The 7,355-nt window shown below is 67.4% G+C and carries 9 protein-coding genes; 7 read left to right on the forward strand and 2 right to left on the reverse strand.

Features of this window, described 5'->3' with window-relative positions; all coding sequences use genetic code 11:
• The first annotated feature begins 298 nt into the window (after positions 1 to 298).
• From WBP48_RS00510 to WBP48_RS00520, 3 genes are read left to right on the forward strand one after another with little or no spacing between them, the layout of a single operon-like run.
• Positions 299 to 1,210 (forward strand): HpcH/HpaI aldolase/citrate lyase family protein, encoded by a 912-nt coding sequence (locus WBP48_RS00510; protein WP_424434477.1) that lies wholly within the window; start codon positions 299 to 301, stop codon positions 1,208 to 1,210.
• 33 nt (positions 1,211 to 1,243) lie between these two features.
• Positions 1,244 to 2,122, forward strand: a complete 879-nt coding sequence (locus tag WBP48_RS00515) for a phosphoribosyltransferase family protein (RefSeq protein WP_424434480.1) — start codon at positions 1,244 to 1,246, stop codon at positions 2,120 to 2,122.
• On the forward strand, positions 2,106 to 2,849 hold the full coding sequence (locus WBP48_RS00520; RefSeq protein WP_424434483.1) for an HAD family hydrolase: 744 nt from the start codon (positions 2,106 to 2,108) through the stop codon (positions 2,847 to 2,849). Before WBP48_RS00515 ends, WBP48_RS00520 begins: the two co-directional genes overlap by 17 nt.
• Positions 2,850 to 2,862: 13 nt before the next feature.
• On the opposite strand, the gene WBP48_RS00525 is transcribed toward WBP48_RS00520, so the two are convergent.
• A complete protein-coding gene (locus WBP48_RS00525) occupies positions 2,863 to 3,768 on the reverse strand; it encodes a phosphoribosyltransferase family protein (protein ID WP_424434486.1) in 906 nt (301 codons plus the stop codon).
• Between the two features lie 39 nt (positions 3,769 to 3,807).
• Here WBP48_RS00525 and WBP48_RS00530 point away from each other — a divergent pair, with 39 nt between their 5' ends.
• The 4 genes from WBP48_RS00530 to WBP48_RS00545 all read left to right on the forward strand — a co-directional run bounded on the left by WBP48_RS00530 (position 3,808) and on the right by WBP48_RS00545 (position 6,666).
• Entirely contained in the window at positions 3,808 to 4,815 is a 1,008-nt protein-coding gene (locus WBP48_RS00530; RefSeq protein WP_424434489.1) for an ATP-grasp domain-containing protein, read from the forward strand.
• Between the two features lie 58 nt (positions 4,816 to 4,873).
• Positions 4,874 to 5,746, forward strand: a complete 873-nt coding sequence (locus tag WBP48_RS00535) for an IclR family transcriptional regulator (protein ID WP_424434492.1) — start codon at positions 4,874 to 4,876, stop codon at positions 5,744 to 5,746.
• A 42-nt stretch (positions 5,747 to 5,788) separates the two neighbouring features.
• Positions 5,789 to 6,130, forward strand: a complete 342-nt coding sequence (locus tag WBP48_RS00540) for a hypothetical protein (protein WP_424434495.1) — start codon at positions 5,789 to 5,791, stop codon at positions 6,128 to 6,130.
• Between the two features lie 191 nt (positions 6,131 to 6,321).
• On the forward strand, positions 6,322 to 6,666 hold the full coding sequence (locus tag WBP48_RS00545; protein ID WP_424434498.1) for a helix-turn-helix domain-containing protein: 345 nt from the start codon (positions 6,322 to 6,324) through the stop codon (positions 6,664 to 6,666).
• Positions 6,667 to 6,669: 3 nt separating this feature from the next.
• Here the strand turns inward: WBP48_RS00545 and WBP48_RS00550 are convergent, their stop codons facing one another.
• Entirely contained in the window at positions 6,670 to 6,969 is a 300-nt protein-coding gene (locus WBP48_RS00550) for a hypothetical protein (RefSeq protein WP_424434501.1), read from the reverse strand.
• Positions 6,970 to 7,355: the final 386 nt, after the last annotated feature.

Consider the following 7,355-nt stretch of genomic DNA (forward strand, 5'->3'; position numbering starts at 1 on the left):
GCACCTTCCTCAACGTCAACGGCGACACGTTCGTCGCGATGCTCGTCGCCAACGCGAACAACGAACTCGACCGCGACGTCTACTACGGCAAGAAAGAAGTCACCACCGACGCCATCGACCTCGAGAAAATGAAAGAACAATTCGAGAAAGCCGACGCCGCCGACTGAGCACGGCCGACACTCCACGAGGCATCGTGCCCCTGCGCGGTGCCCCGTGGAGTGTCATGACAGGATCCCCCCACCCTGGCCCTCGTCCACGGCGACGTGGCAGCTGGCCGTCCCCGCAGAATCGAAAGGCCATGACCGTCAGCTCTGTCTTCAGCCCCACGTTGTACACGCCGGCGACGACACCGGTAAGCAAGCAGCTCGCTCTCGTCAACGGCTGGCATGCGGACGTGCGGCGCGTCGTCCTGTGCACCGAGGATGCGATCGCCGAGACCGACATCCCCCTCGCGATCGACAACCTCCGGGTGGTACTGGCGGGGGCCGAGCGCGATACCGGTACGACCACCTACGTGCGCGCACGGAACGTCGACGTGCTCCGTCAGATCCTCGACGTGCCTGGCGTCGAGAAGCTGCGCGGCTTCGTGATCCCCAAGGCCGATCCGGAATCGCTGTCGCACTACATCGACCTGCTCCAGGGCACCGACTTCACTGTCATGCCGATCCTCGAATCGCACCGGATGTTCGACTGGAGCTATCGCACCGCGCTGTTGCACGCCACGCTCGCGTACAGCTCGCACATCGAGTGCCTGCGCATCGGAGGGAACGACCTTCTCGGCTACCTCGGCATCCGTCGCCCCACCGCCCGCTTCACCATCTATGACACGCCGATCGGTGGTCTGATAGGCGAAATCATCCGCGAGTTCCGCGGGGTGGGCGGATTCACCGTCACCGCCCCCGTGTTCGAATGCTACGGGCCGGCATACGACGACCTGCTACGCGCGGAGGTCTCGCGGCACATCATGAACGGACTGTTCGGGCAGACGGTGATCCACCCCCGTCATCTCCGGCTGATCGAGGACATGTACCGGGTGTCATCTGACGACCTCGAGTCGGCACTGAGTCTGAAGGGCGCGACGACGGCGATCACGGGCCTCAACGACCGCATGGACGAACACACGACCCACTGGCGCTGGGCCGACACCGTGCTCGAGCGGTATCGCGTGTTCGGCGACGATCAGCAGCCGGCCGCGGTCGTCGGCCTCTGAGGCCCGCAAGCGCACAGCAAAGACCGCGGACCTGTGTACGTTCATCACGTCGCCTTGCACGACCTCGACCTCGTGGGTGGCGTGCTGGTCGACCGCAGCGGCGAGCGCTTCGACCGCGAGGCGTATGCGCGCTTCAAGTACGGCTACCTGCCGCCTGCTGCGGAGTACGGTCGGGGTCTCGCCGACTTGATCGGCGACGATCTGTTCGCGCGAGTCGGAGGCGATCCCGTCTGTGTCGTGTCTGCGCCGTACAAGCATCTGCCGACGGCATCCCATGCCATCGCTCGCACTCTTGTCAGCGTTCTCGGCCGTCTTGCGGTGATCGACCGAGGGATCGAGCCGCCGACGCTCGTGCCCTTCTTCAAGGCGATGCCGAGCGACGACAGCTATGCGCGAGGCAGTGCAGCCGACCGTTCCCGTGAGTTGGCCCGCCAGCGGTTCCGGATCGATGAGGCGTTGATCCGTGACGCGCACGTACTCGTCGTCGACGACCTCCGGGTCACCGGGTCGGCGGAACTGGCGACGGGTCGATACCTGGAGAGCCTCGCTCCCCGAGGGGTCTGGTACCTGCACGCGGCGCGGCTGTCGCCAGGGCTCGGCGCATCGCACCCCGCGTTCGAGAGCGAGCTCAACGAGAGCGTCGGTCATCGGGCGCACGACGTGCTGCGCGACATCGCCACCGGGCGCTTCGCGCTGAATACGCGCGTGCTGCGTCATGTGCTCGACTACGAGTCGGATGCCGAGTTCGAGACGATCGCGGAGGGGGCGCCGACCGACCTGCTGCGCGAAATGTTCGACGCCGCGATCGGAAGCGGGGTCGCGTACCACGAGAAGCGCGCGGAGCGGCTGGCTCTGCTGGCCGACGAGGTCGATCGGCGTGAGGGAGTGCTGCATCATGCTGACAGCCGTTGACGCGGGCTCCCGCGACTTCATCGTGCCCGCTCGGGTCACGTGCCTGAGCTTCGACATCTGGCGAACGCTGCTCGTGGGCAACCCAGAGTTCACGCGCCCCCGACTCGCGCTCCTCTTCGAGTTGCTCGGCTGGCCGGGCCGGGATGTCGAGTCACTGCGAGAAGCCTACCTGGCATCGGATCGGCACTTCGACGACCTCTCGGAGAGCACCGGCCTCGACTATCCGCTCGCCGTTCGCGTCGAGTTCATGTTCGGGATGCTGGGCATCGACGATACGGTGCCGGGACCGCAGGCCGTCGCCGCGATCCAGGCGCGACTCGGTGCGCTGCGGCTGGTCGACGCCTACATGCCGACCCTCACCGAGCCCGATGCGGTGGACACCCTGGCGCGGCTTCGCGATGCGGGATATCGCCTGGGACTGCTCAGCAACACTGGTCTCGACAACGAACAGGTGATGCGCCCCGTGCTCGAGAAGCTCGGCATCTGGCAGCTGTGCGATGTCCATCTGTTCAGCAGCGAGGAGGGCATCGCCAAGCCCAACCCGGAGATCTTCCATCGCCTGGCGGGTCGGTTCGGAGCACTGCCGGGCGAGGTACTGCACGTCGGGGACAACGCCAACGCCGACTATCGTGCCCGCGAGGCGGGTCTGTCATCGGTGCTCTACGCGCCGCAGGGTGCGCCCTCCCACGAAGCGATCCATTCGCTGCGGGAGTTGCTGCCGGCCTGACATGCCACGGCGTTCAGTACGGGTAGAACGACTCGAGCAGCCCGAACGACGCTGCGTACCCCTCCATCACGGAGTAACCGTCGTCGACCGCGGCGCGATAGAGCTCGGCGCGACGGGCTGGCCCCAGCGCGGCGAGAAACGCCTGCAGCGCGGGAAGGTCGGCCTCCAGAATCCGCTTGACCGTCCGGGTGATCAACACGAATCGGTCCGCGCTCATCAACGGCAGCAGATCGGAGAGCGCGGCGATGCGGGCGTGGTTCAGCGCGTCTTCGACCTGCGGGTTCTGCCGCGCGGTCTCGGGGTCGATGCGAAGGAGGCTGGCCACCGTCAGGCTCGCCCACGGAACGCCGTCCAGCAGCGTCAACACCGACCGCTCGATCGACCCGGTGACGCGGACGTCATCGATCAGCACGACGTGCCTCCCGGCGAAGTCGGCCGCGTCGAGGAAGTACCTCTTCTGCCGATTGCGTGCCTCACGCTCGGCCTGCGGGAGGCGTCCGTAGTCACCCGCCGCGAGCCGATGCTGATAGATCCGGGTACCCGACACTCGGGCGTCGGGTTGGCGTACACGCAGCTCACGCTCGGCGGCATCCGCCAGCAGCTTCGCGGCGTTGGGCAGCGACTTGTACGGCGTGCCGACGATCGTGATGCCTTCGCCGTAGTTGTCTCCGCCGGTTCCGCGCCGTGCGGCGAAGTGCTCGCTCAGCGCCCTCGCGAGCGTCGCCCCGTAGCGGGCGGCCTGGGCCTCGTCGCCATACTTGAAGCGACTGTACTCGTCCGCGGCGAACGGCTGCGGCGTCCATTCCGACGTCGCGTGAAACCCGCCGTCCCGGGCGGCGACGTCGTACAGAGCGAGGCGGAACTCGCGGTCACTGACCGTAGCCGGTGCAGACGGCGTCGATGTGGGTGACGTCGTCATGAGGCCTCCGATCGCGGGCGGTAGGTGGGAGAATACCTCATGCCCGTTTCCTCGCCGACTTCTCGCGCGCCCGCAGCGGAACCGGTCCGCGTCTGGATGGAGCACGGCTTCAGCCGCCGCGAGATCGCCCCCCGGATGCTGCGGGCCACGTCGCAGTTGGAGATCGTCAGTTCGACGCGGCAGCCGGTCGAAGGTACCGAGGCGCTGGACTTTCCGAGTGCTGGCACGGCCGACGCGATCGGGCGGATCAACAGCACCATCCGCGCGCACGCGATCGACGCCGTCTGGGTGCAGGACAGCGCCAGGTACGACCTGAGTGCCATCGAGGCCGACGTTCATGCCGCGGCCGATCCGAAGACGATCCGCCTCGTCGATGACAAGACGGCCTTCAACGAGTGGCTCGGCAAGGATGCGTACCGTCCGTTCTCACTCGAGGCGGTGGGCGTCGACGCGATTCGCGCTGCGTACGAACGCCGTCGTCGCGAGGGGCACGAGGTGTGCATCAAGCCCGTCTTCGGCGTGAACGGCGAGGGATACTGGCGGCTCAGCGATTCGTCCCGGTTCTCCGTGCTGAACCATCCCGATGAGCGCGTCATCCATCCCGAGGCGTATCTCACCGCTCTCACATTCCAGGAGCAGGGTCGGCGGCCGCGGCGGATGGTGTTGATGGACTACCTTCCAGGCCCCGAGGTCAGCGTCGACGTTCTGATGTGGTGGGGCAAGCCGCTCTCGCACGCGGCGCGCACCAAGCTCGACTCCGATCACCAGCGCATCGAATCGGACCACGAGGTGGTCCCGCACGCCCGCCGACTGGCCCGAACGCTCCGCCTGCACGGGATCGTGAGCCTGCAGTATCGTCGTGACGCCGCCGGCGCGTGGAAGATCCTCGAGATCAACCCGCGCCCGGCCGGCGGAAGCGTGCACAGCGATGACGCGGGCTTCGCCGTCGTCGCCGACTGGGCGCGGCTCGTCGCGGGGGAGATCGGGCCGGCCGACGTCAAGCAGCACGAGGCTTCCGTCGTGCACACGAAGCGGGTGCGGACGTAGCCAGGGAGCGCGCTCGCAGCGCGCGGGACGGCTCGACGGGCGACTCTAGGCTGAACCCATGATTCAGCCGAAAGTACCCGCGGCCGATCAGACCCTGCGTATTCTGCGGCTGCTCGCGGCAGCTCGCGGGCCGCTGCCCGCCGGGGTGATCGCGACGCGGCTCGACTTGCCGCGCTCGACCGTCTATCACCTGCTCGCGACGCTGCAGGAGCACGGATTCGTGCTGCATCTCGACGAGGAACGGCGGTACGGGCTCGGGGTTGCGGCGTTCGAGCTCAGCTCGGCATACCTGCGGCAGGAGCCGCTCGCGCGTATCGGACGTCCGCTCATGGCGGCACTCGTCGACCGGGTCGGCCTCTCGGGTCACTTCGCGGTGCCGCACGGTCGCGACGTGCTGTACGTCGTCGAGGAGCGGGCGAAGGGCGCGCCGGCGCTCATCACGGATGTCGATGTCCGGCTGCCGATGCACATCACCGCGAGCGGTCGGGCGATCCTCGCGGCGCTGCCGAAAGGCCAGGTGCGGGCGCTGTATCCGGACCGCAACGCCTTTGTGAGGGCAGATGCGCGGGCGGACCAGCTACGGACGGATGCCGGCGCGCCGGATGCCGGCACGGATGACCCGACGGAGGCCGTCGGTGGTGCCGGCGAGGACGGCCGCGAACGCGCCATCGACCGCTACTCGGCACTGCGCGCCGTGCTCGATGAGACGACGGCCCGCGGTTTCGCCGTCGAGCACGGGTCGGTGACGGCCGGGATCTCCTCGGTGTCGGTGGCTGTGCTCGATCACCGGGCGCTGCCTGTCGCGGCCGTCGCCGTGACGTTCTCCGACCGTCAGGTGCCCGAGGAACGGTACCCGCAACTCGCGCTCGAGGTGCGAGAGACCGCGCGCCGCGCGTCCGCGCGGCTCTACGGCGTCCGCGCGACGCCCTGACGCTTCGTTCAGTTCGAGGCGCCTTCCGGCTACATTTGGACCATGGTGGTCAGCCTGATCGACCTTGAGCGGCAGCGCGAAGCGGCACTGCCGCCTGTTCCCGTGCCGACCAGCTTGAGCGATTTGCGAGGGCCGGATGAGGGAACGGTGACGCTCCCTGTGTATCTCGATTGGTCGGCGACGAGCAGCTACGACCTCGGCATCCCTCGGCGCGTTAGGTCCCTGTACGAGGTGGTGCTGCGCGAGGCGAAGACCGTTGACGAGGTTTCGGTGCACCTGAACGCTCGAACGCTCGCCGCGGTATGGGACGAGTTGCGCCTGCCTCCGCGCATCAGGCGTGCGTGGGAGCACCGGTTCGCTGAGCTCGGCGCGCACGGTGCTTGACGGCTTCCATCTCCGCGTCGCCCAGATTCTCAGGAAAACGGCGGGAGAGGTTGGCTTTGCGCTGGGTGGGGGCTGTGGCCTTCACGCGCACCAGATCACCGATCGGCCGTCCAAGCTCTCAAGTAGCCCAAAGCGGGGCACCACAAGGGCGTGGCATCTATGTTACGCTTATCCTCCGCCGAGGAGGTGTCATGGAATCGCAATTCTGGGCCGACCTGCAGCACGACCTGCAGGACCCCGAGTTCGCGCGTGAGTACGCCGCTGAGTCCGTCCGTATCGCAACGATCGACTCACTGATCAACGATCTTGACGCGCTCCGCGGCAGCGAGGGCGTATCGAAAGCCGCTTTGGCCCGCGCTATCGGAACTGATCCGTCGGTTGTTCGCCGGCTGTTCTCCGCATCGGCGGTGAATCCGACAGTGGGTACGATCGCCGAAGTGGCGGCGGCTTTGGGCATGAAGCTTGTGCTGGAGCCGATGACCGAGGCGGAGAAGCTTCACATCACGGTGCCCATGCGAGCCAGCGCCGCGGCCTGACACTCACGCGATCGAGCGCGGGTTTCGCGAACGGTACTCCTTGCCAAGCGCTCTCACATCCGCATAGTCCTCATCGGAGAGCGTGGTGCGGAACTTCTTGCTGCGCCCGTCAACGATCACCAGAAGGGGCATATCCGTGCCCTCGGCGTCGTAGTCGAGGAGGCAGAACAGTCGGTAGTGCGTGCGGTTCGGCGGCCCGTCGACGCGAACCTCGAACCAGCCGGTCATCGCGCCGTGCATCGCTTCCCAGTAGCCCCCTCCAGAGAAGCGTTTGGGAGGGGCCGCAGCGACGGCCGCAAGCACGGCTCGCATCGTCGCTCGCGCCTTTGGTGGAAAGCTCTCAAGCTGCTTTCGCCCGGGGATCGACTGTGCCGGGTCGTCATCGGCATGCCTGCGGAAGAAGACGATCGCATTGGCGTCATCAGAGGAAGGGCGCCTACGAACGGCGGGAGGCGCTGGCGGCTTCTTCCTCGGACCCATGATCGTCCGATCGTACTTGCTTCAGCTGCGCCCGCCGGTCGGTCGCTCACCTGCTGCTGTAGACGGCGGCGATGTCCTCGGGCGGGATGCCGAGGTGCCGCCCGCCCTGCGCACGCACGCGGCCGCCGATCACGACGGTCGTCACATCGGCAGCCGTCGCCGTCATCACGAGCTGGGCCGGATCGCTGCCGGCTGTGCGCACCGAGGCC

The organism is Microbacterium sp., from assembly GCF_049661145.1.
Classification (GTDB): Bacteria; Actinomycetota; Actinomycetes; order Actinomycetales; family Microbacteriaceae; genus Microbacterium.

What these genes read in the sequence shown, in the direction of transcription:
- WBP48_RS00510 (WP_424434477.1), top strand. Translation starts at nt 299, where the DNA reads ATGACCGTCAGCTCTGTCTTCAGCCCCACGTTGTACACGCCGGCGACG.
- WBP48_RS00520 (WP_424434483.1), top strand. Translation starts at nt 2,106, where the DNA reads ATGCTGACAGCCGTTGACGCGGGCTCCCGCGACTTCATCGTGCCCGCT.
- WBP48_RS00525 (WP_424434486.1), bottom strand. Translation starts at nt 3,768, where the DNA reads ATGACGACGTCACCCACATCGACGCCGTCTGCACCGGCTACGGTCAGT.
- WBP48_RS00530 (WP_424434489.1), top strand. Translation starts at nt 3,808, where the DNA reads ATGCCCGTTTCCTCGCCGACTTCTCGCGCGCCCGCAGCGGAACCGGTC.
- WBP48_RS00535 (WP_424434492.1), top strand. Translation starts at nt 4,874, where the DNA reads ATGATTCAGCCGAAAGTACCCGCGGCCGATCAGACCCTGCGTATTCTG.
- WBP48_RS00540 (WP_424434495.1), top strand. Translation starts at nt 5,789, where the DNA reads ATGGTGGTCAGCCTGATCGACCTTGAGCGGCAGCGCGAAGCGGCACTG.
- WBP48_RS00545 (WP_424434498.1), top strand. Translation starts at nt 6,322, where the DNA reads ATGGAATCGCAATTCTGGGCCGACCTGCAGCACGACCTGCAGGACCCC.